The sequence below is a fragment of the Pseudooceanicola antarcticus genome, from assembly GCF_900215355.1.
Classification (GTDB): Bacteria; Pseudomonadota; Alphaproteobacteria; order Rhodobacterales; family Rhodobacteraceae; genus Pseudooceanicola; species Pseudooceanicola antarcticus.
In genome coordinates this window covers 247,925-273,026 of record NZ_OBEA01000007.1, presented here as the reverse complement: position 1 = coordinate 273,026, position 25,102 = coordinate 247,925, and the positions used below count along the sequence as shown (strand labels likewise).

The following is a 25,102-nucleotide window of genomic DNA, read 5'->3' as shown; positions in this document are numbered from 1 at the left end:
CTGCTCTTCGCTGAAACGGCTTTTCCGCATCGTCTGTCTCCTCGTTTGGAGAACAGGCTAACTTCAAACCGCGGACTTTTCAGGGGAGCACGTCAACCGCCTTGCACTGGCGGGGCGAGACTCAGAAACGGGTGAACGGATTCCAGATAGAAGCGAAAAGGCCTACGGACATGGTTTCGAGCTGTCGGAGCTGGCGCGTTCGCTGAAGCGTATAAACATTCTCGACTGACCGGCTCGCGTGAGCGGGCTTAAGCATGCTTCAAGCCGAGAGAGGCCCCATGCTCGCGGGTCACTAGTGGCTGAGGCGCAGAAGACGGGGACACAGCGCCATGAGTGGAGCAAGGGGGCGGGGAGCGAGCCCACTGCGGTAGTCGGCTGGGAACGCCATTGCCGCAGCTCGGCTTTCCCATTCCGGACCTTTATGGCATTGCGCAGCATCGTCCAAGAGGACGAGGGCAGCTGAGCACAGGAGACAGACGTATCCCGAAGGCATTGCGTCCAGCCTCGTCCAAACAACCCGACCGATGCTGGCCATGGCCTGTATGTTGCTTTGATCGAAAAGGGATGCTCAAATCATGGCATTGATGCATTCCTATGGCACTACGTTGCCCGCAAAAGTAGAAGTGGTTGAAATGGTGCGTGAAGCGGAAGGGTGGATGAATGGGGTGCAGGCTAAAATGAAGCCAGAAGACGAATCGATTCTATGGACTGCACCTCTCACAGGGCATGACTGGACCTGTCCGGATACGTTACGAGCAATCGAATGGTTTCGCTCATTAACGGAAGGACCTCGCTTGGAGAGTCGGTTGGATGCCTGCCGGGTCCACTATGAGAAAAGCCGAGAAGCGGTTGAGGACGGATATTCGTCGAGCCTATTTGATCCTCGAGACTCGGTTGCATGGTATATCTTGCAAGCTGAAAGCTACGCGACTGATCGGCGCTTTTGGACGCCTGATGAGGCCGCCAGAATTGTGCCGTATATCAGGCGGATCGGTCAATTGCGCGACCACCTTTCTCGTGTCGATGGTGTTGAGGATCGGGTAGCTAGATTTATTAACGGAGACGGTGCACAACCTGACGGCCCGATTTTTGAACTGCTCGTAGCAGGTGCTTGGGTCGCTAGGGGATACTCTGTCCGATTTATCCCGGAACAGCTGGGCGGGTCTCGTACGCCCGACCTAGAAGCGCGAAAGAAGCGATCACGCTGGGCGATCGAGGCAAAGCGTATGATGCCTTCTGCCTACGGAAAGCGGGAAAGAGATAAAGGTAGAAAAATCGCAGCAAACCTTCACGATTTGTGCGAATCTTTGGGGCATTCTGTGGTTGTAGATGTTGTGTATGAAAAAGAACTTGAGGAATATTCCGACGATTTCCTAGCGTCTTGCGTTAGGGAATTTCTACCCATCCGCGAAAGTAGGACAATCGATCATGAAGGAGCCCGCATAACGGTTAGGCCAGTAGCTTGGCCGGTTGTTCAGCGCGTATTTGCGGCAGACTATGTTTTCATTGGGTCGTCGCGAATGACGGAACTTGTTAACGGTATGTGCGACGATGGTTCATATCACGATCTGCGTGTGCGATGCAGGCGCGCCAATAGCCGTCCTTCTTATGCTGACCGGTTATCCCGTGCATCCTTGGTTAACTGGACATGCACTGCTCCACCTGCGGTCAAAGCGCGAGCAAAACACTTCAAAAAGAAGTTGACCGATGCAGAGGGGCAGCTGCCAGACAATTGTCCCGGACTGATCCATGTTGGTATGGATTCCTCGGGCCGATCAGATTCAGACCAGCTCCGTCATTATGCAAACGGGCGAGAGGCTGCCGGTCTGATCCCCGGACGATCGAGACCTAAGTGGGTTTATGGGAACTACTTCAAAGTGGAGGCGACGACACGACCTAACGAGGCGTTAGCAATGGAGGAGACGATGGCGCCATACAAGGTCGGTCGCCACCGTACTCGTGATCCTTTGCCGAGTAGGCTGCTCCTCTGTGATGATCAGGACAGAGCCCATTGGGGGGCATACTGGGACTAGGGTAGGGCATATTTTGCGACGCGAAATGCGGTGCTTCTATCAGGGCGTTCGGTCCCATCCTCGACCCAGAGCAGCGGTTTACCCTCACTCGATAACGCTGCGACAAAGTCTGTCGAAACGGCCGCTCGTGGCGCAGCCAAAATAGAAAAATAGCAGGATCCGAAATCTGGGATTGCGAATGCAAAAATTAAGGAATTGATGACTCTTGAACTTGGAAGGGGGATGCTGCCCGATTCTTGACTGTACCTGTCGCGCGTACTGCGAAGATGTCTGGAGTTTTCGAGCTTCCAAAACTTAAATTACTTGGCGCGGCATCAGGGAATTACCCTTCTCGGGAGGTGAGTCCCGAGTCTAAGGGGCAAAATGTTGGATTGGAAATACGTATGAGCCGCATTACATTTTTGGTTGGTCCGAATGGTTGCGGAAAAACCAGAGAGCTAGTCAGAGAGTCAGGTTCAATAGGGGACTGGCCCTATCACACGGCGGCGGTAATTGCGAACACGCCTTTTGTGCGATTTGAAAGGCGCACTAGGAATCGAAAGGTTTTTCGAGTGTCTCCCGCTGGCATTAACAGGGTTGTTTCTGAAAATCTCAGAAACTTCTTTGACTCCGAGGGGCGGGACACATTTGATATTTCGGACTTACTCGAGGCTATTGGATTCTTTCCGGATATTGATCTCGATGTCAAGGTTGATAAGGTTAATGATTTTGACCTTGATAAAATAACGACCGATTTATTTGAGGTTGAAGCTCTCAGCTCGATCTTGGACATTCTGGGCGCTGAAGGCGGAGGTAGGTTCGAACTATCTAGGCACAATGATTCATTCATGCGCAGCTTGCGTGGAAGGAATAGGATTCTTTTCAAATATATTCGGGAGTTGAAGCGCGAGAAGCTTGTTGCATCTTATGATCTCATCTTTCGCCACCGGGGTCGAGCGCCCCAGATTTTTGCTGAGTTGAGCTCTGGAGAGCAAACGCTAATCTCAACTTTTCTTTTCATACGCTCTACCCTGCCAAGCTTGGGAGCACTGTTTATTGATGAGCCAGAAAATAGCCTTCACCCTGAATGGCAGCGACGATACTTAGAGATTTTACACATGGCGCTAGGATATCATGAGGCAAAAATTTATCTAGCAACGCATTCCCCGGTTGTTGTTTCAGGGGCGTTGTCCAGTTACGGCGATGATGTAGAGGTAGTCAGAGTTGATGGTGATGCGCGCTATCCAGTTGAAATTAATCAAACCTCTGGTCCAGAAAGCGTAGAGGAAATTCTGTGGGAGGCGTTTGATACCATTACGCCTGTAAGCCACTTCCTGAGCATTGAGTTGTCGCGAGTTTTGCAAAGACTGACTGACGGTCAGATCAGTCAGCAGGAAGCAGAAAACGAGATCCATAGCTTTAAGAAACGTTCTTATGACAACACTCAACGAGAGTTGCTGAGCCGCGTTTTGGATAATATTAAGCGGTTTTCTCAGAATGGCTGATCTAACTGAGGAAGAGGTGCGAGATTTTGTCGAAACGGTTTTGTCTCAGAGTGAGCGCGATGCTATCGATTTCGCGTTAACTGCGGGCAACCCATGGAGTCATGAGAGCTTTGAAGATCCCATCAAGGGGAATCTGCTAACCGCAAAAGCTAAGATTAAAGATTTTCACTCTGCTCGAGTATCCAAGAAGTGCTGCTACTGTCGCCGTTCTCTCGAAGATGCTTCGATAGAATCTGATAGGGAGCACATCGTGCCAAAGGGGAAGAAAAAATCCTTATCTTATAATATCTTCAACTTATCCATAGCTTGTAAGCGCTGCAACATGACCTACAAAGGGGAAAAGATAAACCACATCGTTAATTTTGAAACCATAGAAGCTGATCTTCGAAACTCAGGTCGATATCTAATACCGCATCCCAACATTGAGGTTTATGATGATCATTTGTTGAGGATTTCACTCCAGTTTGGGAGTAAGCAGATTACATCATATAGATGTATTACTGACAAGGGGCGCTTCTTGTACGATTTTGTTAGACTTGATAGGCTGTGTGTTAACGAAATTGATGAGGCGCAGGGGGGCGAGAAAGTCAGCGAAATAGCCGCGGAGCTTTTTGACTTGCCTATAGGTGGCGTGTAAGGATTACACGTGCCCTTCATTCCTCGATAGATCGCCTTTCAAGTTGTAATATTTAGTGTTGTGCCCGGCGTCTTGGAATTAATAACTTCTAAGAAGTTTCCTCAAAAAAGGGGCCAGTTGGTGTTCGAAAAATCGGGCGTACTCGCTTCCGGGGGGGGGCGATCGTCGAACGTGGGTTATCACAACATGTCATGTGGAGTTGCATACCTGCTTAGCGGCGGCTACTGCGCGGCCCGCGAAGGGGGGCGGGTCCCCCCCTGTGGGACCCTAGATTATCGATTTACATTAAAAATAGGATTCCTCATCGCTAAGAGCGGCGTTTCGTCGTGGTTTTCCGCCGACGCGGGGAGGCCTGCCAACCTGCCGCTCCCTCCAAGTCGTGTTGCCGTCACGCAGCCAGACGCGCCCGCAGGTTCGCTACGCTCGAAGGATGCCAGCTCTTTCCGCGTGCCGTATTGATCCCACGTCTGTTCAGCTCCTTGGCGATGCCTGCAAGCGTCGTGATACCCTTCGCCTGCACCTCTGCTAGCGTCTCAGCGAGGTCCTGAGCGCGATTGTCGGCGTTAGCCGATGCAGTCAGCCGGGATGCCTTATTGCCCTTCCCTGCGCGTCTCAGGGCCTCTGCGCCGTTGGGGTTTCCGAGCCGCTGACCTCTTGCCTTGGCGGCGGCAAGAGCTGCTTTGGTGCGCTCGCTGATCGCGCGGGCTTCGTCCTGTGCGACGATGGCAAGGATACCGACAGTTAGCGGCGTTGCAGACGGGTTGTCGCACGCAATGAAATCAACGCCAGAGTCCTGTAAATTAAGAAGAAAAGCGGCGTTCCTGCTGAGGCGGTCAAGCTTGGCAATCACAAGCTTGGAGCTGGTGAGCTTTGCCAGTTTCAGGGCCGCTTGGAGCTGCGGACGGTCAGCCTTGCGCCCAGACTCCACTTCTGTGAACGCCCCGACGATCTGGGCCGCGTTAGCGGCTGCGAAGTTCCCGATGGCGGCTTGCTGAGCTTCGAGGCCAAGGCCCGATTGACCTTGAGAGCGGGTGCTGACTCGGCAGTAGGTCACGATCTTCATAGCAGGGCCTCCTTTTCCAAATTGGCGCAACGTCCGTTAGTCCAGTTTGTATGGGAAAGAAGGTCGATTCTCTATCCATTTCAATGGGTTGATTCAAATTTTCGGAAGGATTTCCACATGATGTCCGAGACAGCGGGGTATTCCCAACTCGACAGCGACGCGTGAGCAAAATGTGTACTCTTTGAGAGGTTGCCTACCTCGTTCTCGACGGCGACCTATAGGTCTAAAATGGTATCTCGTCATCTAGCGTGGACTTGGCGGGTGCTGTCACCTTGCGCTCGATACTGCCCTCGAGGATGATCGGCACCACGCCCTTTCCGCCATTGATGCGATGACGCCTTGCGAAGCGTTGGGCGGGTTCCGTAAAAGGATGTTCGCCCTGCGAAACCATCAACCCGACTTCGATGTAGTAGCTGCAAAGCCGGTCGAAGGTTGCCTTGTTGATCCGAAACAGATGCTCGGTGTCAAACGATGCCAACTCACCAGCAAACGCCGCGCCGATGGCATCGCAGGATTCATCTTCTTCAATGTAGTAATTCGTCTCCCCATCCCAGTCAGACGTTCGCCATTTCAGGTTGCTGTAGAAGACTGGGAATGCGCCGACCCATGTGCAGCCAAGGCGCGCATAGGTGCCGCTGGTTCCGCCGCCATAACCGCCTTGAACTGACACCGGCATCAGGTCGATCTCGACATGATCGTCGCCAGCCGGGAGGGGTGGCAATGCAAGCTCAACCTCAAGGTGTCCGATTGCATCCCGGTACTTCGCATTCTCTTTTAACACCTCGGTAAGCTCTTCCAGAGCATCAGCACTGGCGACGGCATCGCCTCGCATCCATCCAGTTGCGGGCTTTGTTTGCTTGGCGTGAATAAGCGCGGCAAGCACAGCCGCCTGAAGTTCACCGATTGTGGACCATGTCTTACGTGTGCGGCCATTCGAGGCCTCAGCAATGAATTCCTCAAGCCGTTGTTTTCCAGCGTCGGTGGCTTCGGTCCTTTCCACCGGTATTTTTCCTCTAGCCCCGTTCAGCATCACCATCACAGGAATGTTTCTGGATAGCGCGTACCGAAATTCCTTGTGCGTGAAGCTCAATCCATCCGCGTCAAGTGAGCCGTAGCGCCCGCCGATGATCAGGAGGTAGTAATCGCATTTGTCGAGTAGGGATTTGATCAGATCAAACGCCGCCTCATCTGTGGCGGGAAAATACTCCATCTGCACCGGAAAATCTCCAGCGCTGATAACGGTATCCTGAACAGCCCGGCGCTCGTCCTTGAGGTCTTCAAAGGTCGAACTGATGAAGACGGAATATCGCTTGTCGTGCATGGCTCCCCCGGCGCGGTCGTTAGACTATGTTCCCATCTTGTTCTTCATGGCTAGAATAGCAAGGGTTGACTGCCTTCACTCATGGACGAAATGCAGGGACTCCTGAGCGACTTTCGTCCACGATGGAATGCAGGGCGGCTGGACTTAACTTCCTTCGGCTTCACCACGATCAGGGGTATGTTCAGGCAATTGCAACACAAAGGAATGCACCATGGCAAAGACTGGACGCCCTGCGAGAAACGATGCTGCTGCGCTGGAAGCGATTGCCGACTACATCTACGACAACCCGGCCGTGACCGCTACAGAGGCCTTCCGTGTGGTGGTCATCGACTTCACGGGTGAGCACTCACCGGATGCCGCCCGGAAGCGGATCGTGACCAAGTTCAACAAACATAGAGCAGCCCACATGCGGGCTGCGGAAGATCGGAAGAAACCGCGCGTTGTCATGCGCGCTGCTGGAAGGGGAGCAGTGCCCATGTCCGCGACGGCGCGGCTGCTGGAAGAGATTTATCGCCCGACCTCCGCCACTGCGCGGCTGTTGGCTGAACTGGACCAGATGAACTCGCCAATCTCACGCACGCTGGCTGATCTGGGAAATCCGGTGTCCATGATTTCACGCACTCTGGCCGACTTGGGAGATCCCGGCTCGTCTATTTCACGGACGCTGGCTGATCTGGCGAACCCCGGATCATCGATTTCTCAGCTGCTGTCCGAAATTGATCAAATCAACCTACGGAACTGGTAGAAGCGACCCAGCCGACCCAGCCCATTCCGGGGTGCTGGGTCGACTAAAGAATCCTTCTATCATTGACCAAAATGGGTCATCGACCCAACCGACCCAGCTTTTTCATTTTTAATGAGAGAAGAATCAGAATGGCACAGGCTTTGCGGGGGCTGTCCAGTACATTCCCGCATCCCCCATAGCTGGGGGCTTGCGAAGAGTTGGGTTCCATGGGTTTGTGGCCCTAACGTCAGATTAAGCCATATAAATTAGGGGCCTAAATGCCACCGGTGAGGACCCAACTCGCATGCGTGCTGGGTCCCGTGGTGCGTCAATCGCCACGCCCATACTGCTTGAGCTTCGCACGAACCACGCTGAGCGGCGGAAACGTGACGAACCTCACCTTGCCCGTCTGACGGTCGTCGCGAATTCCGATGCCCGTGGTGAAGCCCCCGAAGTAGTGGATGATACGCTTGTTATCACCGCCGTCCGCGTCGTCGCCCAGCAGTTTGACGATTGCGTCCTTGGCTTCTGCGTTCATGTTGCCGCGACCCTTGTCAGGGTAGAGCGCCGCCATCAGGTGCGTCCGGGCAACGTCAGTCGCAACGTCCTCGTCGAGGTCATAGTAGAAGGTCGTTGCATCCCCCTCGCGTCCGCTCAGCTCGCCGCTTTCGATGATCGCGGCAAGATGCGCCATCGCCCCACGCAAGCCCATACCGACCTGCTGACGCAGGCCCTCAGTGACCGGAGGATTGCGCAGGCTGTCCCACGTCAGGCCCACCGCCTTGGGGTCCCAGTGAAGCAGTTCATACACCATGGCCCCGAGACCGCCGCTTTCCATCTGGTCGTCGATGGCACCAAAGAATGCGGCGTCCTGCTTCTTGGTGGGAAGGCACGTCAGGACACAGAAGCGACGGGCGTCTTCGTTGTCCGTGGGGATCATCCATGCGTCGTTCGAAACGAAGGCGAGGTTGACGTAGTTGGGGCGTTCCACGACGTTCGCGAACTTGCCTTCAATCTGGAGGGTGTCGGAGCTGATGAGGTCCTTGATAATCCCGGCAGCGGCCTTCTCCCCGCCCCAGAAGGACTCTTCGCACGTCATGAAAATCTTACCGTCCATGTGCGCGTTGAAGTTCCCGGTCAGGTGTCGCCCGTTACTGATCTTGATCGCGGCAGCACCGATTGCACGACGCACCCAGTCGAAGACCTTGCTCTTTCCGGTGCCCTGTTCCCCCTGAACCGCGATGGCGCTCGGAATCTTAACGCCGGGCCGTGCGAACAGGGACGCGAGCCACGTCATGACCCAGTTGAAAAGGTCCTCGTCGCCCCCGCAAATCTGGTCACGGATATGGTTCTTGAGCTTCGACCAATCGCCCGGAGTCGGGTTCACCGCGAGGCCGGTCCACAGGTTGAACGCCCCACGCGCTTCCGCGATCTTGGCCTTCGCCGGGTCGGGTTCAAAGCAGGTATCGAAGTAGGTGTCACGCTGACGCGCACGGGCGAACACGTCGGCGGGCTTGATGTCCTTCACCGTGTTTCCCTTCTCACCGCCCATGTAGCTGACCCCACGGTTGGCATAGAGCTTAGAGAGGGTCGCTTCCTTCCAGAGGCGCACGTTCTCGCCCCGCGCGGCGTGGAACGCATACTTCGCTTCGCCGTCCAGCACGACGTAGCTCACGCGGTCCATGAGGGCACGGACGATCTGGGCGCGGATTTCGCGCCGCATCATTTCTTCGGCGTGGTCTGCCTTGGGGTCGATCTTGTAGGACTTGTAAAGCCGGGAGTTGTCTCCGGGGCGAACCATGAAACCTTCGCCGTCAACCAAGCGGTCATCGTAGAGAGGTGCAAAGACGGCGGGCGTCGTTACCTCTTCCTCTGCCTTAGCGGCCTCCACAGGATCATGGGCGCGGTCGTCGGCGCGTTCCTTGAGCTGACGCAGCACATCGGCAACGGCTTCTTCTACGAAGTCCGCTGCATCTTCTTCGGAGTGCCCCAGTTCCCTGAGACGCGCACGGGCACGCTCCGCCGCGTCAGCGGCAAGGGTCGTCGCGCCGTCCTCTTCCCTCAGGCGTTCGCGCAAAACCCCTCGGGCTGCGTCCAGCGCCTCTGCTTCCTCACGGTCGGCTTCCTCATCCGCAGAGCGGCGCTTTTCGATGAACTTGCGGGCCTGATCGATGCGCTCTGCAAGGTAGTCGTCGCTGGCATACCGGGTTTCGGCGCGATCGTTCTTGCACGGTGCGGCAAGAACAACGTCGCGAAGCGTGTCAAACAGCTCATCTGCATCGCCATCCGGGTTACTTCCCCACCAAGAGCACGCAGCCGCATATATCGGCCCATCGAAGCCCCGGAGGCCTTCCCCGTCGCCAACTGCTGCAAGGTGGCCTTCAAATCCCAGCCCGCCAGAGGCGCAGGGCTTGCCGGTCGCGCGTGCCTCCGCCCGCGCCTTCCGGCGTTCCTGCTTCACCTTCGCGGTGTTCGCCTTCATGGCATCAAAGGCGAGGTCTTCGAGCCATTCGGGGGCGTCCGCGATGTCACATTCCCACGGGGCGCAACCCTGCGCCCATTGGTAGAAATTGCCGGTCTTGTGGATCGAAGGGGCGGCGATGATCTGTCCGCCCTCACCGCGAATATCAACACCCGGCGCGACCTGCGAAGCGGTGTTGCGGATCGGTCGGGTCGTTCGGAAGATGCGATGACGCCCGTTGCCAGACCCGGAACGGGAGTCCGGGGTCAAGGGCAGCTTGCCATGCTTGGCTTCGAGGTCCGCCATGGCGGACATGCCATCATCCCCGTCTTCGTCCAGAACGAAGAGATTGCAGCCGTAGGGCAAGACAATCGAGACATTCCGCGACTGGCGGACAGGCTTGAAGCGCCAAGCCTTTCCATCCTTGTTTTCAGGATAGCGGCCCTTTCCGGTCCAGAAGGAGATGATCGTATTACGGTCAGTGGAGGCCCGTTCCTGCCATCCTGCCCCAAAGGGCACCTTCGCGTCACCGGACATGCTCATGCCCGCCCCGGTCAGAGGATCAATGCCATAGGCATCTGCAACGTGAAGCCCGCATTCAGCATAGCGCAGAGCATATGCAAGCGTCAGGGCGTTGTGGTCGATGCTGTCCGCGATGAGGTGGTGAGACCGCTTGCCTCCGGCAGCGATGAGGGTGTTCGCTGCGACGTCAAATTCGCTGCCCAGTTCGGCAAGGGCACGCTGACGCGTGCGCTGAGCGCGTTCGGTGTGGTAGAGGGACCGGCGCGGCGGTGCCCCGAAAAGGACGTCCACGTTAAGCCGGTCCTTGGGAACCTCACCCATGGGGCGCTTGCGGCGAGGCGTAGTGTCCTCCGGGCTTTCGAGGTTGCCTTCGTCCTCGATGTGCTCGTCGTCATCCGGCGCGACGGCTGCGAAAGCCTTGGCGAGTGCTTCTTCGGTCGTGTTCTTGGTCAAGTTCAGTGTCTCCGTGGTTGTGGTTCGGCCCACCGCACCCGGTGGGCCATCGTTGTGGTTCGCAGCGCATCGCTGGGTCTCCTTGGTCGCGTTTCGGTATGTTTGCCGGTCTCTCCCGGCGTGTCAGAGTGCCGCCTAACGGCGGCATCCCGGCTTGGTATGGTCGACTGTCAGGCGGGCGCACCGACCGGCTTGTTGGCGACCTGCTGCACCAGCGATGCAAGCTGGCTCAGGTGCTCGTTCCTCTCCGCTGACAGCGGAAGCTGGGCCACCTCCGCCATTTCTGCGGTGAGCTTGATGAGTGCGACATCGCGGGCGTCACGGATGCGTCCAGAGGGCGTCTGCCCGGCTACATTGTGCAACATTCAGTTTCTCCTTCTCATTGAGGTGAGCGGAACATGTCGCTGAGGCCCGAACGAATCAAGCGTAACATTTTGATTTTGTGACATTTTGAGTGAAGTCGGATGTCACGGAAAATGGCGCTTCGGGGAAATCTCACATCCGAGCAATCCCGCCTCGCGCAGGTCCTTTGGTTCATTGGAAATTTCCGACGCGGGGCGTGTCACGGAAAATGACAATCGGAAAACGTCACATCCCGGCCCATCATGATGACGTAGCGTCACCTACTAGGCCGGGTGTCTCAAGCGGCCTTTCGGTCCTGCTTCTCGGCCTCACGTCGAGCCAGAAACTGGCGAATCTCAACCTCGAGACGGGCGGATTCTTCGTCGTGCTGTTCCGGGTTCCATCCCTCCCAGACGCGCTGTGCCTTCCGCCAGAGAGAGTCGCGAGCGTGGCGCCGTTCAGCGCGGGCCTTCTGTTCAGCAGTTCGCTGGCGACGGGGGACGTTGCGAAGCGGGGCGTCGTCGGGCCAACCCATTACGCGGCCTCGCGCAGGCCCAGCGCGTTGCCGGGGTCGAGGTCGTCGAGAGCGAGGCCGAAATCCTCAGGGTCGAGGGGCAGACACTCCTTGGCGCTGCCGGGAAACTTGCCCCGGTGCCAATCACCCGAGTCATCGGTCGCAGGCTTGAAGCGTGCAACACGCAGGGCGGTCCGACAGGCACGGGGGCCGATCTGCTCTTCGATCTGGGCTACCTGCTCGGCACTGATGGTGTAGTTGCCGTCCTTCTTCGCGCAGCGGTCGGTGATGAGCGCGGCGCACTCGCGCAGCAGGGAATGCTCGATGTATTCGAGGGAGAAGGTCATGGTCCTACCTTGTTTCTGGTGATGTTGGGGGAGGTCGCCGGACGGCCCCGTGGGCCACCTGTGGGCCGTCCGGCGGGGGTGCGCTGTCTGTGGGTGGCAGCGGCTTTGCGTAGGGCGTTACGACGTCGCCCTGCGCGTTCCTAATCGTTGCGGTCCACCGCGCGGAGTGCGCGGGCCTTGGCAGCCGGGGACAATTCGACCTTGGCAGGCGAGAACCGGTTGCGAACGGCAAGCAGGTCAAGGTGCGAAACGTCTTCACCGGTCGGAAGGAACACGGTCACCCCGTCGGGGCGGCGACCGAAAAAGGAAGTCCAGCCCGCAGCCCCGCCGGGGTGCCCTTCGATGTGCTTGATGATGTCTCGGAGGGCCATTCTTACAGGCCTGCGGCACGCGCTGCGGCGATTTTCGCAGCAGGCGACTTGATCTTGCGGATCATGAGGATAGCGGCTGCGGCGTCCTCAGGCGAAAGCGGCTTCTTGGCCTCAGCCGGGCGGAGGGCGTCGAGTCGCCGCCCGACGTTCATTCGCTCGCTAGGCGGCAAACTGTTGATTGCGTCGAGAGCGTCCTTGTCCTTGGCGTCCAGCGCCATGCGAACATCGGCGGACCGGAAGGCCTCCGCGAATTCCGCGCGTGCTTCTGCCATTGCGGTATCGAGGTTAAGCGAGTTCTCCGTGAGCGTTGCGAGGCGAATGGAGGGAAGAACGCTCAGGGTTTCCTTGTCGAGGGTCACGCCAGCGGCCTTGGCGCGGGAGGCTACTGCGTCGGTCGCGGCGTCGAGCCGTGCCCGGTCACGGGCGGTGAGGATGGAGTCAAAATCAGACATTCAAGAGAGCCTTTCAGGCATAGGCCGCGATCATGCGGACCTGTTCGAGGTGGATGGGACGCGCCGGGGCATCGAGCATGGGGGCGATGAGAGAGGCAATTTCGGGCGCGGTGAGGCGGTTGGCGATGCGAAGAGCTCCGCCCAGAACCATGGGGTCCCCCCACATAGCCTCAAGGTCGGCGTCGGTGACCGCGCGGCTCACCAGAGCCTTGCAGGCCTTCGGGGAGGCCAGAACATGCTGACGGTAGGCTTCAAGTTCGGTCATGCGGCAAGCACCTCGCCACGGGCGGGCATCGAGCTATGCACCAGAGCGAAAGCGCGAGAGAAAGCGGGCCAGCCCTCCGCCGTGGGCAGGTCTGCGGTCTCCCCGGTGACGATGTAAGGCAGGGTGTAGCAGCTCGCCGGAAGGAGCTGCCGGACGCGCTCGGCATCGGCGGCGATTGCCCCCGAAGGCGTCCCGCTAAGAGAGTTGAAGAACGTGGCGCGAACCTGCGCGGCCCGGCGGGACATTCCTTCGTCCGTCTCGAACCAGTCCGAGAGGCGACGACAGGCGGGCATAATCGTCCCTTCGTCGCCTACCCACAGCTCATTGTCGGACTCGCAGCGGGGCAGCAAGTCGCAGGCCTGCGCATGCGTGAGGCGCGGCAAAATATGGGCGACGTCAAAGCGAAGGGGGTAGCGCCCTTCCGGGCTACTCCGAGGGAGGTCCTTCGTCCACGTGTAGACGGTGTTCGGGTGGAACCCCAGCGCGGCGCGAAGGTTCTTGTTGGTAAACGTGATGGGCACTGCAAGGCCTCATGAGGGAGGGTTTTATTTTTGATATTGACAAGCTATCACAATTGTTGCAGCGAGTCAAGGTTTCCGCCCCGAACGGCTGATTCGGATGTAACCCTGCGAGTCTTCCGGGCACACGAAAAAGGCCCGCTGACGCGGGCTATGGGTTTGAACTACTTTTGCACACGCCTTGCACACCGAAGAATTTTTTTGCGGTCAGGCGTTTGGATGATCGTTTCTTATCAATGCCTTGATCCGTCTCCGGTGGAGAAGGTCGAAAATCGAGTCTTCTCGACCGCACCAATCTGGAAAGCCGGCAGCCGCCGGCGCTTCCCCCCCCTACACATTGTCGGGCCTGATCCTCTGGATCGCTGCGATCCCATCTGGCCGTTGTCCGTCCGGACCTCGGGCAAAGTGTCTTGTTTCCAATAAGTTGCTGTCCGGCTTTGCGTCAGCAGGCGCCGCGTTGACCGAGTTGTGCGCGGGGCATTGCCTTTCGCCAGCTCTTTTCCCGTGACAGCCTTTACCGGGCTGTGCGCCATCCTGACCGCAGTGGCGGCTGCCTCTGTGCCGCATCGGGATGCTTCAAAAATGTCGTGATCCGCTAGACAGATGAAGGTTGCCTCTGACGGCAAGTGATCCGAAACTGCGGCTGTATATTGGTGAGGGCCAGGCGGGGTATTGGGGGAAGGGGACGTAGGAATGCACACGGCAGATCTGGCCAGGTCCGGATATGTAGGCGCCATGCGCAGGATCGAACGCGGCGCCCGTTTCCTCGGGGTGATCGCGCTGCTCGAGCGCCTTCGCGGACGCTCCCGTCTTGCCCACTGGATGCTCACTCTCTTCTCGATCCACGACATGGAAGGTCTGGTCGCCCTGGATGTGCCCTGGTGGAGCTATGACGCCATCGAGCGCGTCGAGGCCTTTCTCGCGGAGCGCGATGGCGCGGCGCGGGTCTTCGAATACGGCGCGGGCGCGGGCACCATCTGGCTGGCCCGCCGTGCCGCCCATGTGACCAGCATCGAACACCACGCGGGCTGGGGCTACCAGGTGCAGGGGCTGGTGCAGCGCCTGGACGGGCTGGCTCCGGTGGATCTGCGGCTGGTCTTTCCCGACAGCTCCCTCTCGGAGGCCTCCGAGTATATCGCCGGCAGGACGCGGGAAGAGGGCAACAGTTTTCGCGGCTATGCGCGGTCCATCGAGACCGATGGCGAAAGCTACGACCTGATTGTCATTGGCGGGCGCGCCCGGATCGGCTGCCTGAAACACGCGGTGCCGCGACTGGCGCCGGGCGGCATGATCGTCTTCCGCAATACCCAACGTGCCCGCTACCGCAGCGCCATCGCGGCCACGGGCCTGCGCATCGAGCGCTACCGGGGGCTGAGCCCCTCGCTGCCCATAGCCCAGGAAACCGTGCTGCTGATCTCGGACCCGGCCTGACCCCAAAGGCCCGGAGCGCGCCGCGCTGCCCTGCGGCTGCGCAGGGGGCAGCCTGCATATCTACACCTCTGCAACCAGGCTTTTGTCTTTTGCGGGTCTTGCATGGCGCGACGGCAAGCGGGAAAAGGGGGCAGGGCCGGCCCTCCTCCTTTCCTCGCCGCCCTCATCCGAAATATCCGCGGCCCGCTCGGACCGCCTGATTGCGTCGGCACGCCGGGCGCGGCAGGCCTTCCGGCGCCGCTCTGCTTGCGGGAGTTCCTGCCATGATCCGTCAGGAGACGGTCACCCATCCCATGCTGGTGACCCTGGCCCTAGCCCTTGGCGGTTTCGCCATCGGGGTGGCCGAATTTGCAACCATGTCGATTCTGCCCTTCTTCTCGGAGGACTTCGGCGTCTCCGAGGCGATCGCGGGCCGGGCCATCTCGGCCTATGCGCTCGGGGTCTGCGTCGGCGCGCCGCTGATCGCGCTCGGCGCGGCGCGGGTGTCGCGGCGCGGCCTTCTGGTCGTGCTGATGTCGGCCTATGCGCTGGCCAACGGCCTGTCCGCGGTGGCGCCCAGCTGGGAGATGTTCCTGGCCACCCGTTTTGCCGCCGGTCTGCCCCATGGCGCCTTCTTCGGCGTCGCGGGCCTGATGGCGGCCTCCCTGGTGCCGCCCGAGCGGCGCGCCCGCGCCGTGGCCTCGGTGCTGACCGGGCTGACCGTGGCGAACGTGGTCGGCGTGCCGCTGGCCAATCTCTTCGGCGCCCAGCTGGGCTGGCGCTGGACCTTCGCCTTCGTGGTGCCTCTCGCCGCCTGCTGCGCGCTCTTCGTGCGCCTGCTGGCGCCGAAGCTCGAGGCCACCGCCGAGGCCAGCCCCCTGCGCGAGCTCTCGACCCTGAAGAGCCGCCAGGTCTGGCTCACCCTTGCCATCGGCGCCATCGGCACCGGGGGCATGTTCTGCATCTACTCCTACCTCGCCTCGGTGGTCATCGAATATGCCGGAGAGCCCAAGACCGTGGTGCCCCTCATGCTGATGATCTTCGGCATCGGCATGACCTGCGGCCAGTTCATCTTCGGCTGGCTGGCCGACAAGAACCAGATGGGCGCGGCCGCCATCGCGCTGAGCCTGGCCGTGGCGATGATGCTGGCCTTCTGGGCCGTGGCCGACAATGTCTGGCTGATGGCGCCGGTGCTGCTGGTGCTGGGCTGCTCGGGGGGGCTTGGCTCGGTGCTGCAGACGCGGCTGATGACCCTTGCCGAGGATGCGCCGACGCTTTCGGCGGCGCTCAATCACTCTGCCTTCAACTTCGCCAATGCCCTTGGCCCCTGGATGGGCGGCATCGCCCTGGCGGCCGGAGCAGGCTGGCCCTCGGTTGGCCTGGTGGGCGCCGGTCTGGGGCTGGCGGGGATGGTGGTGCTGGCCATCACGGCACTGGACGCAAGGGTGCGGGGGCCGGGCCGGGGCCACGGGCTGGCCGCCGGCTAGTCCCGCTTCCGCTTGCAATCCCCGGCGGGGCGGAGGAAATTTGCCCCCGACCCGCCGGATTTCCGGCAGAGCGACCCGCCGGACTGCCGGCACAGCGACGGAGAAGACCATGCCCGAGCCATGCGGACAGAGTCCTGCGGATATCCTGACCCCGATCCTGACGGTCGAGCGGATCGAGGAAGACTTCTACCGGGGCATTGCCACACCGGGCGGACGCGGGCGCAGCTTCGGCGGCCAGGTCATCGCCCAGGCGCTGATGGCCGCGACGCGCACCGTCGCACCGGACCGCACCAGCCATTCCCTGCACGCCTACTTCCTGCGCCCCGGCATGGCGGTCGAGCCGGTGCTCTACCGGGTTGCCCGCGACATGGACGGGCGCAGCTTCTCGAACCGCCGCGTGGTGGCGATCCAGAACGGCAAGCCGATCCTCAACCTGACGGCCTCCTACCAGGGAGACAGCGGCGGACTGGCCCATGAAGAGGCCTTCCCCGAAGGCATCCCCGATCCCGAGGATCTGCCCAACGAGCTGGAGCTGGCCGAGGCCCATCCGGGGGCGGTGCCGGAAGAGGTGCTGGCCTATCTGCGCCTCAACCGCCCGATCGAGGTGCGCCCGGTCTCGCCCTCTCCGCCCTTCGACCTGACCCCGCGCCGGGGCTGGCAGTACCGCTGGGTGCGCAGCCGCTACCCGCTGGGCGATGACCCGGTCCTGCACCGGGCGGCGCTGGCCTATACCTCGGACCTGGGGCTGATCCAGGGCGCGCTGACCGCCCATGGCCGCACTTGGCTGGAGGAGGGGGCCAAGGTCGCCTCTCTTGACCATGCGCTCTGGCTGCATGGCGACTTCCGCATGGATGACTGGCTGCTCTATTGCATCGACAGCCCCTGGACCGGCCATTCGCGTGGCATGGCCTTCGGGCGGATCTACACGCGCGACCGTCGCCTCGTGGCCTCGGTCGCGCAGGAGGGGATGATGCGTTTCCCTGATGCGGGCTAGACCCTAGCCGCCAAGGGGCAGGCGTTTGACCAGGTGGAAGCGCCCTTCGGCGTCCTCGCCACAGAGGCAGAGGCTTTCTATGCGGAAGGGCTCCGGCATGACCGGGGTGACGAGGGGGCGCAGCGCGTCCTCCACCGTCGGCGCGTCGATGGCCGAAAGCCTGCCCGAAAGCGTCAGGTGGAAGCGGAAGTCCTCCATCACGTAGGGATAACCCCATTGCTGCAGGTAGCTTTCCTGGCGCGCGCTGAGACCGGCCTTGCGGCGGCGGTCGAGCTCGCTCTGCGGTGCAGGGGCGCGGAAGGCATCGAGCCCCTGCACCGATTCCGAGGCCAGCGCCCCGAGGGCTGACAGCTGCGCCTTGCTGCCCTGCGGTGTCAGCGCCAGGAAGGAACCCAGGCGCGACAGCTCCAGCCCGTCGAGCTCTACCGGTTCAAGTCGTGCGGCCAGTTTGACGGCGGCCACCACCAGGCCCTCGGCATCATGCCCTTCGGCCAGGCGGAAGGGCGGCTTCACGGTACCGTGAAAACCGTACTTGCGCGGCGTCGCGGTGATCTCTGCCAGCGGGCGGGGCAGCCCCTCGACCTGGGGGTGGGGCACCTCGGTGCCAGCCTCGACGTCCCAGCCCAGCCAGGCGGCGCCGAAGCTGGCCAGGGGGCCCGGTTCGGGCAGGTAGTAGATGGCGTAGCGGGCAAAATCCGGCATGGGTCGTTCCTCTTCCAGTGGCGCCTGTCATAGCCCGCGCATGATGAAGAAGAAATGACGCAGCAGGCAGCGCGGGTGTTAAGGCTGAGGGCGCAAATTCGGCACCTGCCCTTGCAGCCGTTCCTTGCCATCACTAAGACTCTGTTAGGCTTCGGTCGATAGGGATCGAGGATACCACAGAAGTGAGCATCAGGCAGGGCACGCAGATGAAAGATCCGGTAGAGTTTTACATGAACAATCTCGTGCCGATGGTGGTCGAACAGACCAGCCGGGGCGAGCGCGCTTACGACATCTTTTCGCGCCTGCTGAAGGAGCGGATCATCTTCCTCTCCGGGCCGGTGCATGACGGCATGTCCTCGCTGATCGTGGCGCAGCTGCTGCACCTCGAGGCCGAGAACCCGTCGAAGGAAATCTCGATGTATATCAACAGCCCCGGTGGCGTCGTCACCTCGGGCCTGTCGATCTACGACACGATGCAGTACATCAAGCCCAAGGTCTCGACCCTGGTCGTCGGCCAGGCGGCCTCTATGGGGTCGCTGCTGCTGGCTGGCGGCGCGGCAGGCATGCGCTTTGCCCTGCCCAACTCCGAGGTGATGGTTCACCAGCCCTCCGGCGGTTACCAGGGCCAGGCGACGGACATCCTGATCCACGCCCGCCACACCGAGCGGCTGAAGGAACGGCTGAACCGGATCTACGTCAAGCACACCGGCCAGGACTATGAAACCGTGGTCGACGCGCTTGAACGGGACAATTTCATGAGCGCTCAGGAGGCCAAGGACTGGGGCCTCATCGACGAGATCGTCGAGAGCCGCGACGCAAAGGACGATGGTGCCGAGTAAATCGGCCACGGCCGCATCGCGCCCGGCGGGATGCGGCAGACGTTCAACTGAGGTGTTGTCGCTCCGCAGGTGCTGGCCTAGTCTGGTGCAATCGGAGGGCGGTCGTCAGTGAACGTGTCAGGGCCCGGACGGGCGAAAGGTAAGTAGATATGGCCACGAATTCGGGCGGAGACAGCAAGAACACGCTTTATTGCAGCTTCTGCGGCAAGAGCCAGCACGAGGTGCGCAAACTGATCGCGGGTCCGACCGTGTTCATCTGCGACGAATGTGTCGAGCTCTGCATGGACATCATCCGCGAGGAGACGAAGTCCACCGGGCTGAAGTCCTCGGAAGGTGTGCCGACGCCGAAAGAGATCTGCGCTGTCCTCGATGATTACGTCATCGGCCAGGCGACGGCGAAGCGTGTGCTCTCGGTTGCCGTTCACAATCACTACAAGCGTCTGAACCACTCGGCCAAGGGTGGGGATATCGAGCTGGCGAAGTCCAACATCCTGCTGATCGGCCCGACCGGCTGCGGCAAGACGCTGCTGGCGCAGACGCTGGCGCGCATCCTGGATGTGCCCTTCACCATGGCCGATGCGACCACGCTGACCGAAGCAGGTTACGTGGGCGAGGACGTCGAGAACATCATTCTCAAGCTGCTGCAGTCCAGCGAATACAACGTCGAGAAGGCGCAGCGCGGCATCGTCTATATCGACGAGGTCGACAAGATCACCCGCAAGTCGGAAAACCCCTCGATCACCCGCGACGTCTCGGGCGAGGGCGTGCAGCAGGCGCTGCTGAAGCTGATGGAAGGCACCGTTGCCTCGGTTCCGCCGCAGGGCGGGCGCAAGCATCCGCAGCAGGAATTCCTGCAGGTGGACACCACCAACATCCTGTTCATCTGCGGCGGTGCCTTCGCCGGTCTCGACAAGATCATTGCCGCGCGGGGCAAGGGCTCTGCCATGGGCTTCGGTGCCGATGTCCGTGACAACGATGCCCGCGGCGTCGGCGAGATCTTCCAGGACCTCGAACCCGAGGATCTGCTGAAGTTCGGCCTGATCCCGGAATTCGTCGGCCGTCTGCCGGTTCTGGCCACGCTCGAGGACCTGGATGAAGACGCCCTGGTCACCATCCTGACCGAGCCGAAGAACGCCCTGGTCAAGCAGTACCAGCGCCTCTTCGAGCTGGAAGATGTCGAGCTGACCTTCACCGATGATGCGCTGAAGTCGATCTCCCGCAAGGCGATCGAGCGCAAGACCGGCGCCCGTGGCCTGCGGTCGATCCTCGAAGACATCCTGCTGGACACGATGTTCGAGCTGCCCGGCATGGACGAGGTGACCGAGGTCGTGGTCAACGACGAGGCCGTGACCGCCGATGCGGCGCCGCTGATGATCTATTCCGAGGCAAAGTCGGAAGAAGCCACTGCAGGCTGATCCTGCCTCTTGGCTGAGCAATTTGGAAAGGCCGGTGCCCCTGCAGGGCGCCGGCCTTTCTCGTTCTGCGCCGCCGGGCGCTGCGGCTGCGCATGCACCCCATTGCCGCCGCCCTGGCGCCCGCGCATGATCGCCGCATGTCAGCGCAGGAGTAAGGCATGACGATCAGACGTATTTCCTCGGGCGGGCCCTTCGAGGTCAAGGTGGGCTACTGCCGCGCCGTTGTGGCCAATGGCTTTGTCCATGTGTCCGGCACCGTGGGCGAGGGGCCCGATGCGGCCAGCCAGTGCCGCGCGGCGCTGAAGACCATCGGTGCGGCGCTGGAAGAGGCGGGCGCCAGCTTCGCCGATGCAGTGCGGGTGCATTACTATCTTCCCGACGCCAGCGAGTTCGAGCCCTGCTGGCCGATCCTGGCCGAGACCTTCGGGGCGAATCCCCCGGCGGCCACGATGCTGGAATGCGCGCTGATCGCGCCGGAATATCGCATCGAGATCGAGCTGACGGCGGCCCTGCCGGGCTGAAAGCCTGCAGGGTGCTGAAAAATCTAAGCGTCACCCGGCCCATAGGAGGGCCGGGGCCACTGGACCTCGGCTTCGGAATGCGCCATATCGGAAGGGTCTAAGACCGGAGGCTTCTATGGGCATTCTGAACACGCTTCTGCGCGCCGTGACCTGGTGGAACGGCTCCACGCTCAACACCCAGCTCTATACTGCTCGCAAGGGCCAGAAGGTCGGCGAGGACAGCCAGGGCAACGTGTTCTATCAGACCGCCGACGGCAAGCGTCGCTGGGTCATGTACAACGGCGAGGCCGAGGCCTCTCGTATCGACCCCGACTGGCACGGCTGGCTGCACCACACCTTCGCCGATACCCCGGAGAAGAAGCCGCTGCCCCACAAGACCTGGGAAAAGCCGCACCACGAGAACCTGACCGGCACCGCGCTGGCCTATGCGCCCGCCGGCTCGATCCGTCGCCCCCAGCCGGCCTCGCGCCAGGACTACGAGGCCTGGAGCCCCGAGTGATCCTGCTCCGGGCCTGACCGGCCGGCGCCGCCAGAAGGAGGCCCACATGTCGGAACACTCCCTGTCCCGGAACCGTGCCGAGATCATCGCCGGGGCCCTGGTCCTTGCGGTGGCGGCAGCTTTCCTTGCCTATGGCGCGCGTTTCGTCGACCTGGGTGGCGCGGGCAGCGACGCCTATACGCTCTCTGCCTCCTTCCGCTCTGCCGAGGGGATCTCGGTCGGCACCGATGTGCGCCTGGCGGGTGTCCGCGTCGGCACCGTCACCGCGCTTGAGCTTGATCCCGCCACCTTCCGCGCCCGTGCCGACTTCCTGCTGGACCCCTCGGTCGAGATCCCGGATGACAGCCAGGTGGCGATTTCCTCGGAAGGGCTGCTTGGCGGCAATTTCGTCGAGATCCTGCCCGGTGGCTCGCCCTTCAACTACGCCGCAGGCGATGAGGTGCTGGACACCCAGGGGGCTGTCAGCCTCATTTCGCTGCTGATGAAATACGTGTCCGGAACCGAGAACTGATGCCCCGCTTCGCGCTACCGCTTCTGATCGCCCTTTCCCTTGCCGCTCCTGCCGCCCAGGCGCAGGAAGACGTCGGCCCCGGCCTCGGGGCCATGCTGCGCGGGCTGGACAAGATCAACGCCCAGTCCAGCGACCTGGAGCTTGCCACCGGCGAGACCGGGCTTATCGGCTCTCTCAGCGTGACGCTTGATGACTGCCGCTATCCGCTGGACAACCCGGCGGGCGATGCCTTCGCCTACCTCACCATCCGCGACAGCCGCGCCGATGACCCGAGCCGCCCGATCTTCGAGGGCTGGATGATGGCCTCGTCTCCGGCGCTGAATGCGCTGGACCACTTCCGCTACGATATCTGGGTGCTGAACTGCGTGCTGCCGGAAGGCGCAATGCTGCCCCAGGATGCCCCCGCAGAGGCCGAAGAGCCGCTGCCTGAGGCCCAGGGCGAGGAGGCTGACCGCCCGGTCGACTAAGCCCCGGACTGCCCGTCTTGCGCGCCCATGTGGCGCGCGTCGTGGCGCGCCAGCAACCCATCCACATCCTGAGGCGCAGCCGGTCGGGTGAAATCCGCCGCGCCGCGCAGGGCCTCGGCCAGCCTGGCATGGTATCGGGCGCGCGGGATCTCGATCGCGCCCAGCGAGGCCAGGTGGTCGGTCAGGAACTGGGTGTCGAAGAGGGTGAAGCCGCAGAGGTTCAGCCGGTCGACCATCCAGGCCAGGGCGATCTTTGAGGCATCCCGGCGGCGCGAGAACATGCTTTCACCGAAGAAGGCCCGGCCCAGGGTCACCCCGTAGACGCCGCCGATGAGCGCGCCACCCTCGGACCAGACTTCGAGGGAATGGGCATGCCCGCGGTCGTGCAGCGCGTGGTAGAGCTCTGATATCTCGTCGTTGATCCAGGTCTCTTCACGGTCGGCGCAGCCTTCCAGCACGCCGGTGAAATCGCGGTCTGTCGTGACGCTGTAGTCGGGACGCCTGAGCCTGCGCCGCAGCGAGCGCGAGATGCGGAAGCCGTCCAGCGGAAAGATCCCGCGGCGGCGCGGGTCGACCCAGAAGAGCTCGGGGTCGTCGCGGCTTTCGGCCATCGGGAAGATGCCGGACATATAGGCCTGCAGCAGCAGCTCGGGCGTTATGCCGTCATCATGGTCTTTCATACCTATCCTTCGGTGCCGGGAACGGGGCTGGCGTGAAAGCGCAGTTTTCCGCAGCCCGGACGGGCTTGCAAGGGGCGGGCCAGAGCCAGCCTGTCACAAAAGGGGTGAAGATCGGGTTTCGGCGCAACCGCGGCCGGTGCGGGCAGGGCCGCCATGCGGCCCCGCCCGATCTGTGCAACTGGCGATCAGGCCTTGGGGAAGGTCTCTTCCAGCCAATGCTCCAGCCAGTGGATGTTGTAGTTGCCGGTGATGATATCCTCTTCACCGAGCAGCATCTCGAAGAGCGGAGTGGTGTTCTCTACCCCGTCGACGATCAGCTCGCCCAGGGCGCGGTCGAGGCGGGCCAGGGCCTCGCGCCGGTCGCGGCCATGCACGATCAGCTTGCCGATCAGGCTGTCGTAGTAGGGCGGGATCGAATAGCCGTCATAGAGCGCCGAATCCATCCGCACACCCAGCCCGCCGGGGGCGTGGAAGGCGGTGATCTTGCCGGGGCGCGGGGCGAAGCCCGGCACGGTCTCGGCGTTGATGCGGACCTCGATGGCGTGGCCGTTGATCTGCAGGTCTTCCTGCTCGAACGACAGCGGCAGCCCTTCGGCGACACGGATCTGTTCGCGCACAAGGTCGACACCGAAGATGGCCTCGGTCACCGGGTGCTCCACCTGCAGGCGGGTGTTCATCTCGATGAAGTAGAACTCGCCCTGCTCGTAGAGGAACTCGATGGTGCCGGCACCGGCGTAGTTGATCGCGGCGACGGCGTCGGCGCAGATCTTGCCGATACGGGCGCGCTCTTCCTCGGTGATGCAGGGGCCGGGGGCCTCTTCAAAGACCTTCTGGTGACGGCGCTGCAGCGAGCAGTCCCGTTCGCCCAGGTGAACCGCCTTGCCCTTGCCGTCACCGAAGACCTGGATCTCGATGTGGCGCGGGGTGGTCAGGTACTTCTCGATGTAGACTTCATCGTTGCCGAAGGCGGCCTTGGCCTCGGAGCGCGCGGAATAGAAGGCGTTCTCCATGTCCTTGACGGTCTGGGCGACCTTCATGCCGCGGCCACCGCCACCGGCGGTCGCCTTGATGATCACCGGGTAGCCCATCTCGGCGCCCAGCTTCTGGGCCGCCTCGAGGGTGGGCACGCCGCCGTCGGAGCCGGGCACGCAGGGCACGCCGAGCTTCTTCATGGTGTCCTTGGCGGTGATCTTGTCGCCCATCACCCGGATGTGCTCGGCGCGGGGGCCGATGAAGGTGATGCCGTGGTCCTCGACGATCTGCACGAAGCCCGCGTTTTCCGACAGGAAACCGTAGCCCGGATGGATCGCCTGGGCGCCGGTGACTTCGCAGGCGGCGATGATGGCGGGGATGGAAAGGTAGCTCTCGGTGCCCGAGGGCGGTCCGATGCAGACGCTTTCATCCGCCATGCGCACGTGCATTGCATCGGCGTCGGCGGTGGAGTGCACGGCGACGGACTTGATGCCCATCTCGCGCGCGGCGCGGATGACGCGCAGCGCGATCTCGCCGCGGTTGGCTACCAGGATCTTGTCAAACATGGCGCCCTCACTCGATGATCATCAGGGGAGAGCCGTATTCGACGGCGGCCTTGTCCTCGACCAGGATGCGCTTCACGGTCCCCGATTTCGGAGCCGGAATATGGTTCATGGTCTTCATCGCCTCGACGATGAGCAGCGTGTCCCCTTCCGAGACCTTGTCGCCAACCTTGACGAAGGCGGGGGCGGTGGGTTCGGGCTGCAGGTAGACCGTGCCCACCATGGGCGAGGTCACGGCGCCGGGGTGATCCGCGGGATCTTCCGAAGCGGCGGGGGCGGCAGCTGCGGCCGGAGCCGGAGCGGCAGCGGGGGCTGCGGCGGCGGAGGCCGGAGCTGCCGGTGCGGCGTAGTTGTAGGTCGGCGCCTGCACGACCTCCTGCCGGCGGCTCACCCGGACGTCCAGCTGGTCGTCCTTGCCATATTCGCGCTTCACTTCAAGCTCGGTCAGATCGTTATCGCGCAGCAGTTCTGCCAGGGCCTTGATGAAGGCAACGTCTGCATCATGCGTCTTTTCGGTCATTGTACCCTCGGTCGG

Annotated in this window: 26 protein-coding genes; 13 read left to right on the top strand and 13 right to left on the bottom strand. The window is 61.5% G+C overall.

The annotated features are described in order from the left end of the window. Positions 1-575 precede the first annotated feature (575 nt). The 3 genes from CRO50_RS19980 (at position 576) to CRO50_RS19975 (ending at position 4,154) form a co-directional block, all read left to right on the top strand. The gene (locus tag CRO50_RS19980; protein WP_143516955.1) at positions 576-2,033 is read left to right on the top strand and encodes a hypothetical protein; all 1,458 of its coding nucleotides are present in this window, start codon (positions 576-578) and stop codon (positions 2,031-2,033) included. Between the two features lie 383 nt (positions 2,034-2,416). Then, positions 2,417-3,517, top strand: coding sequence for an ATP-binding protein (locus CRO50_RS17515; RefSeq protein ID WP_157791691.1), 1,101 nt, complete (start codon positions 2,417-2,419; stop codon positions 3,515-3,517). Then, positions 3,510-4,154 (top strand): HNH endonuclease, encoded by a 645-nt coding sequence (locus CRO50_RS19975; RefSeq protein ID WP_143516954.1) that lies wholly within the window; start codon positions 3,510-3,512, stop codon positions 4,152-4,154. The genes CRO50_RS17515 and CRO50_RS19975 overlap by 8 nt, the downstream gene beginning before the upstream one ends. Before the next feature lie 388 nt (positions 4,155-4,542). Here CRO50_RS19975 and CRO50_RS17510 read toward each other — a convergent pair whose 3' ends face one another. Continuing rightward, positions 4,543-5,217: a recombinase family protein gene (locus CRO50_RS17510; protein ID WP_097147225.1), complete on the bottom strand. Its 675-nt coding sequence runs from the start codon at positions 5,215-5,217 to the stop codon at positions 4,543-4,545. A gap of 223 nt (positions 5,218-5,440) precedes the next feature. Next, entirely contained in the window at positions 5,441-6,538 is a 1,098-nt protein-coding gene (locus CRO50_RS17505; RefSeq protein ID WP_097147224.1) for a DUF4062 domain-containing protein, read from the bottom strand. A 211-nt stretch (positions 6,539-6,749) separates the two neighbouring features. On the opposite strand from CRO50_RS17505, the gene CRO50_RS17500 reads away from it, so the two are divergent. Further along, on the top strand, positions 6,750-7,283 hold the full coding sequence (locus tag CRO50_RS17500; protein WP_097147223.1) for a hypothetical protein: 534 nt from the start codon (positions 6,750-6,752) through the stop codon (positions 7,281-7,283). Positions 7,284-7,590: 307 nt separating this feature from the next. Here CRO50_RS17500 and CRO50_RS17495 read toward each other — a convergent pair whose 3' ends face one another. The 7 genes from CRO50_RS17495 to CRO50_RS17465 all read right to left on the bottom strand — a co-directional run bounded on the left by CRO50_RS17495 (position 7,591) and on the right by CRO50_RS17465 (position 13,510). Beyond that, a complete protein-coding gene (locus CRO50_RS17495; RefSeq protein WP_097147222.1) occupies positions 7,591-10,698 on the bottom strand; it encodes a bifunctional DNA primase/polymerase in 3,108 nt (1,035 codons plus the stop codon). A gap of 170 nt (positions 10,699-10,868) precedes the next feature. Continuing rightward, complete coding sequence (locus tag CRO50_RS17490) at positions 10,869-11,063, bottom strand: hypothetical protein (RefSeq protein WP_097147221.1); 195 nt, start codon at positions 11,061-11,063, stop codon at positions 10,869-10,871. Between the two features lie 511 nt (positions 11,064-11,574). Then, positions 11,575-11,901: a hypothetical protein gene (locus CRO50_RS17485; protein WP_097147220.1), complete on the bottom strand. Its 327-nt coding sequence runs from the start codon at positions 11,899-11,901 to the stop codon at positions 11,575-11,577. A 140-nt stretch (positions 11,902-12,041) separates the two neighbouring features. Then, on the bottom strand, positions 12,042-12,272 hold the full coding sequence (locus CRO50_RS17480) for a hypothetical protein (protein WP_097147219.1): 231 nt from the start codon (positions 12,270-12,272) through the stop codon (positions 12,042-12,044). 2 nt (positions 12,273-12,274) lie between these two features. After that, the gene (locus tag CRO50_RS17475; RefSeq protein ID WP_097147218.1) at positions 12,275-12,724 is read right to left on the bottom strand and encodes a hypothetical protein; all 450 of its coding nucleotides are present in this window, start codon (positions 12,722-12,724) and stop codon (positions 12,275-12,277) included. A gap of 13 nt (positions 12,725-12,737) precedes the next feature. After that, a complete protein-coding gene (locus tag CRO50_RS17470) occupies positions 12,738-12,989 on the bottom strand; it encodes a hypothetical protein (protein WP_097147217.1) in 252 nt (83 codons plus the stop codon). Further along, positions 12,986-13,510 (bottom strand): hypothetical protein, encoded by a 525-nt coding sequence (locus CRO50_RS17465; protein ID WP_097147216.1) that lies wholly within the window; start codon positions 13,508-13,510, stop codon positions 12,986-12,988. Before CRO50_RS17465 ends, CRO50_RS17470 begins: the two co-directional genes overlap by 4 nt. A 690-nt stretch (positions 13,511-14,200) precedes the next feature. Between CRO50_RS17465 and CRO50_RS17460 the strand changes: the two genes are divergently transcribed. From CRO50_RS17460 to CRO50_RS17450, 3 genes are all read left to right on the top strand, one after another. After that, on the top strand, positions 14,201-14,938 hold the full coding sequence (locus CRO50_RS17460; protein WP_097147215.1) for an O-methyltransferase: 738 nt from the start codon (positions 14,201-14,203) through the stop codon (positions 14,936-14,938). A 263-nt stretch (positions 14,939-15,201) separates the two neighbouring features. Beyond that, the gene (locus CRO50_RS17455) at positions 15,202-16,404 is read left to right on the top strand and encodes an MFS transporter (protein WP_097147214.1); all 1,203 of its coding nucleotides are present in this window, start codon (positions 15,202-15,204) and stop codon (positions 16,402-16,404) included. Positions 16,405-16,513: 109 nt separating this feature from the next. Beyond that, positions 16,514-17,398 carry an acyl-CoA thioesterase gene (locus CRO50_RS17450; protein ID WP_097147213.1) on the top strand — a complete coding sequence of 295 codons (885 nt, stop codon included), beginning with the start codon at positions 16,514-16,516 and terminating at the stop codon, positions 17,396-17,398. A gap of 3 nt (positions 17,399-17,401) precedes the next feature. Here CRO50_RS17450 and CRO50_RS17445 read toward each other — a convergent pair whose 3' ends face one another. Further along, complete coding sequence (locus tag CRO50_RS17445; RefSeq protein ID WP_097147212.1) at positions 17,402-18,100, bottom strand: DUF1045 domain-containing protein; 699 nt, start codon at positions 18,098-18,100, stop codon at positions 17,402-17,404. 206 nt (positions 18,101-18,306) lie between these two features. Between CRO50_RS17445 and CRO50_RS17440 the strand changes: the two genes are divergently transcribed. The 6 genes from CRO50_RS17440 to CRO50_RS17415 all read left to right on the top strand — a co-directional run bounded on the left by CRO50_RS17440 (position 18,307) and on the right by CRO50_RS17415 (position 22,352). After that, the gene (locus CRO50_RS17440) at positions 18,307-18,939 is read left to right on the top strand and encodes an ATP-dependent Clp protease proteolytic subunit (RefSeq protein ID WP_097147211.1); all 633 of its coding nucleotides are present in this window, start codon (positions 18,307-18,309) and stop codon (positions 18,937-18,939) included. A 149-nt stretch (positions 18,940-19,088) separates the two neighbouring features. Further along, positions 19,089-20,354, top strand: coding sequence for an ATP-dependent Clp protease ATP-binding subunit ClpX (gene clpX / locus CRO50_RS17435; RefSeq protein WP_097147210.1), 1,266 nt, complete (start codon positions 19,089-19,091; stop codon positions 20,352-20,354). 158 nt (positions 20,355-20,512) lie between these two features. Further along, the gene (locus tag CRO50_RS17430) at positions 20,513-20,875 is read left to right on the top strand and encodes a RidA family protein (RefSeq protein ID WP_097147209.1); all 363 of its coding nucleotides are present in this window, start codon (positions 20,513-20,515) and stop codon (positions 20,873-20,875) included. 115 nt (positions 20,876-20,990) lie between these two features. Further along, complete coding sequence (locus CRO50_RS17425) at positions 20,991-21,374, top strand: NADH:ubiquinone oxidoreductase subunit NDUFA12 (protein WP_097147208.1); 384 nt, start codon at positions 20,991-20,993, stop codon at positions 21,372-21,374. Positions 21,375-21,435: 61 nt separating this feature from the next. Then, a complete protein-coding gene (gene mlaD, locus CRO50_RS17420) occupies positions 21,436-21,885 on the top strand; it encodes an outer membrane lipid asymmetry maintenance protein MlaD (RefSeq protein ID WP_097147239.1) in 450 nt (149 codons plus the stop codon). Further along, the gene (locus tag CRO50_RS17415; protein WP_179747313.1) at positions 21,885-22,352 is read left to right on the top strand and encodes a DUF2155 domain-containing protein; all 468 of its coding nucleotides are present in this window, start codon (positions 21,885-21,887) and stop codon (positions 22,350-22,352) included. The genes mlaD and CRO50_RS17415 overlap by 1 nt, the downstream gene beginning before the upstream one ends. Here the strand turns inward: CRO50_RS17415 and aat are convergent. The 3 genes from aat to accB form a co-directional block, all read right to left on the bottom strand. Next, on the bottom strand, positions 22,349-23,032 hold the full coding sequence (gene aat / locus CRO50_RS17410) for a leucyl/phenylalanyl-tRNA--protein transferase (RefSeq protein WP_097147206.1): 684 nt from the start codon (positions 23,030-23,032) through the stop codon (positions 22,349-22,351). The genes CRO50_RS17415 and aat overlap by 4 nt on opposite strands. A gap of 185 nt (positions 23,033-23,217) precedes the next feature. Next, positions 23,218-24,570 carry an acetyl-CoA carboxylase biotin carboxylase subunit gene (gene accC, locus CRO50_RS17405; protein ID WP_097147205.1) on the bottom strand — a complete coding sequence of 451 codons (1,353 nt, stop codon included), beginning with the start codon at positions 24,568-24,570 and terminating at the stop codon, positions 23,218-23,220. 7 nt (positions 24,571-24,577) lie between these two features. Continuing rightward, complete coding sequence (accB, locus tag CRO50_RS17400; RefSeq protein WP_097147238.1) at positions 24,578-25,087, bottom strand: acetyl-CoA carboxylase biotin carboxyl carrier protein; 510 nt, start codon at positions 25,085-25,087, stop codon at positions 24,578-24,580. Positions 25,088-25,102 lie beyond the last annotated feature (15 nt).

Coding starts and splice junctions, on each gene's coding strand:
- CRO50_RS19980 (WP_143516955.1), top strand. CDS start 576: ATGGCATTGATGCATTCCTATGGCACTACGTTGCCCGCAAAAGTAGAA.
- CRO50_RS17515 (WP_157791691.1), top strand. CDS start 2,417: ATGAGCCGCATTACATTTTTGGTTGGTCCGAATGGTTGCGGAAAAACC.
- CRO50_RS19975 (WP_143516954.1), top strand. CDS start 3,510: ATGGCTGATCTAACTGAGGAAGAGGTGCGAGATTTTGTCGAAACGGTT.
- CRO50_RS17510 (WP_097147225.1), bottom strand. CDS start 5,217: ATGAAGATCGTGACCTACTGCCGAGTCAGCACCCGCTCTCAAGGTCAA.
- CRO50_RS17505 (WP_097147224.1), bottom strand. CDS start 6,538: ATGCACGACAAGCGATATTCCGTCTTCATCAGTTCGACCTTTGAAGAC.
- CRO50_RS17500 (WP_097147223.1), top strand. CDS start 6,750: ATGGCAAAGACTGGACGCCCTGCGAGAAACGATGCTGCTGCGCTGGAA.
- CRO50_RS17490 (WP_097147221.1), bottom strand. CDS start 11,063: ATGTTGCACAATGTAGCCGGGCAGACGCCCTCTGGACGCATCCGTGAC.
- CRO50_RS17485 (WP_097147220.1), bottom strand. CDS start 11,901: ATGACCTTCTCCCTCGAATACATCGAGCATTCCCTGCTGCGCGAGTGC.
- CRO50_RS17480 (WP_097147219.1), bottom strand. CDS start 12,272: ATGGCCCTCCGAGACATCATCAAGCACATCGAAGGGCACCCCGGCGGG.
- CRO50_RS17475 (WP_097147218.1), bottom strand. CDS start 12,724: ATGTCTGATTTTGACTCCATCCTCACCGCCCGTGACCGGGCACGGCTC.
- CRO50_RS17470 (WP_097147217.1), bottom strand. CDS start 12,989: ATGACCGAACTTGAAGCCTACCGTCAGCATGTTCTGGCCTCCCCGAAG.
- CRO50_RS17460 (WP_097147215.1), top strand. CDS start 14,201: ATGCACACGGCAGATCTGGCCAGGTCCGGATATGTAGGCGCCATGCGC.
- CRO50_RS17455 (WP_097147214.1), top strand. CDS start 15,202: ATGATCCGTCAGGAGACGGTCACCCATCCCATGCTGGTGACCCTGGCC.
- CRO50_RS17450 (WP_097147213.1), top strand. CDS start 16,514: ATGCCCGAGCCATGCGGACAGAGTCCTGCGGATATCCTGACCCCGATC.
- CRO50_RS17445 (WP_097147212.1), bottom strand. CDS start 18,100: ATGCCGGATTTTGCCCGCTACGCCATCTACTACCTGCCCGAACCGGGC.
- CRO50_RS17440 (WP_097147211.1), top strand. CDS start 18,307: ATGAAAGATCCGGTAGAGTTTTACATGAACAATCTCGTGCCGATGGTG.
- clpX (WP_097147210.1), top strand. CDS start 19,089: ATGGCCACGAATTCGGGCGGAGACAGCAAGAACACGCTTTATTGCAGC.
- CRO50_RS17430 (WP_097147209.1), top strand. CDS start 20,513: ATGACGATCAGACGTATTTCCTCGGGCGGGCCCTTCGAGGTCAAGGTG.
- CRO50_RS17425 (WP_097147208.1), top strand. CDS start 20,991: ATGGGCATTCTGAACACGCTTCTGCGCGCCGTGACCTGGTGGAACGGC.
- CRO50_RS17415 (WP_179747313.1), top strand. CDS start 21,885: ATGCCCCGCTTCGCGCTACCGCTTCTGATCGCCCTTTCCCTTGCCGCT.
- aat (WP_097147206.1), bottom strand. CDS start 23,032: ATGAAAGACCATGATGACGGCATAACGCCCGAGCTGCTGCTGCAGGCC.
- accC (WP_097147205.1), bottom strand. CDS start 24,570: ATGTTTGACAAGATCCTGGTAGCCAACCGCGGCGAGATCGCGCTGCGC.
- accB (WP_097147238.1), bottom strand. CDS start 25,087: ATGACCGAAAAGACGCATGATGCAGACGTTGCCTTCATCAAGGCCCTG.